The sequence below is a fragment of the Parafrankia sp. BMG5.11 genome (genome assembly GCF_004337455.1).
This window is the reverse complement of sequence record NZ_SJXI01000188.1, coordinates 1-1,722: the sequence shown is the minus strand read 5'-3', so window position 1 is coordinate 1,722 and position 1,722 is coordinate 1. Positions and strand designations below refer to the sequence as shown.

Here is a 1,722-nt window from a genome sequence, read left to right as displayed (position 1 = left end):
GCCAGCGGGGTGTCGGTGGGGCCGGGGCAGATCGCGTTGATGCGGATGCCCTGCTTGAGCAGGGGCATCGCCTGGGTGGCGACGTAGGCGCAGACGGCCTGCTTGCTCCACATGTAGTCGGCCTTGCCGTGCTCGACGGCCCACTTGGTGGCCTCGTCGAAGTCGGTGATGGCCAGGTACTCCTTGAGCAGCGGGAGGTTGGCCTCCCACCCCAGGCCGGCCGCGGAGGAGATGAAGCCGATCGCGGAGCCGCGGGGCAGCAGCCCGCCGGCGAGCAGGCGGTCGATGAGGTAGCGGTGGCCGATGAAGTTGATCCGCTCGATGCCCGGGGTGCCGTCGGCGACACCGGCGGCCGAGAGCAGCGCGTGGACGGGTCCACCGAGCTGCTCGACGGCCGCGTCGATCGAGGCGGCGTCGGCGAGGTTCACGTGGATCGACTTCGCGCCGGGCAGGGTGACCTCGGCGTAGTCGGCGACGATGACCTCGGCGCCCGCGGCCTGGGCGAGCTCGGCGGCGGCGGCACCCATGCCGGTCGCGCCGCCGACCACGAGGACCCGCTTCCCGTCGAATCGGAACGCGTCGAACAGCGTCATCTCAGTGTCTCCTGGCTCTTCGTTGAGGTGGGGGTCATGCGACGACGCCGCGGATCTTGAGGTCGAGGACGGCGTCGGTGTCGAGTCCGAGCTCGGCGAGGATCTCGTCGCCGTGCTCGTTGAACAGCGGCGCCCGGCCCGCCGGCGCGGGCTTCCCGCCGTACTGCACCGGGGCCGCGGCCATCCGGAACGGGATGCCGGCGGCGGTGGCGCAGTCCTGGACGTACCCGTTGGCGACCGCCTGCGGGTCCGCGGCGGCCTCCAGGGTGTCCTGCACGACCGTCCACTGGCCGATGAAGGTCGCCAGCCGCTCACGCCACTCGGCCAGCGGGTGCTCGGCGAAGGCGGCCTCGAGGATCGCGATGGCCTCCCGGCTGTTCGCCATCAGCGCGGCGTGGTCGACGAAACGCGGGTCGGCGCCCAGCTCGGGACGCCCGATGGCCTCGCACATCGGAGCCCAGTACTTCCCGGCCTGCAGGCAGGTGAACGACAGCCAGCGGCCGTCCTTGGTCTGGTAGTTACCGGTCAGCGGGTTGGAACGCGGCGCGTCCAGCGGCGGCGGGGTCCACGGGATGTCGAGCAGCAGCGACAGGGCGAGGGCCTGGCCCATCGCCCACATCCCGGTGGCCATGAGGGAGACGTCGACCTCGGTGGCCTCACCGGTGCGCTCGCGGTGGAACAACGCGCCCATGATCCCGCCGGCGATCGTCATCGCGCCGATCGAGTCCCCGAAACCGGGCGCGGGCGGGACCGGGACGTGGCTGTACTCGGGCCGCATGCTGCCGACGGCGACGCCGGCGCGGGCCCAGAAGGCCAGCGAGTCGTAGGAGCCCCGGTCGGCGTCCGGCCCGCGCTCACCCTGGCCGGTCCCACGGACGTAGACGATGTTCGGGTTGTGGGCGCGGATGTCCTCGACATCGATGTGCAGCTTGGTGCGCACGCTGGGCAGCTTGTTGGTGAGGAAGACATCGCAGGTGCCGGCGAGCTTGTAGAGGATGTCGCGGCCGGCCTGGGAGGTCAGGTCGAGGCCCAGGCTGCGCTTGCCACGGTTGGAGTGCTCCAGCAGCACGTGGACGTCCTTCGGGACGACCGCGACACCCGAGGACGCCAGCGCGCGCATCGCGTCCCC

2 protein-coding genes are annotated in these 1,722 nt (G+C 71.7%); both read right to left on the bottom strand.

All coding sequences use genetic code 11. The features are described from left to right. The coding region (locus E0504_RS49530; protein WP_112109399.1) for an SDR family oxidoreductase at positions 1-593 on the bottom strand (593 nt) is incomplete at its 3' end. Between the two features lie 34 nt (positions 594-627). Continuing rightward, a partial coding sequence (locus E0504_RS49525) for a CaiB/BaiF CoA-transferase family protein (RefSeq protein ID WP_131628091.1) occupies positions 628-1,722 on the bottom strand: 1,095 nt, incomplete at its 5' end.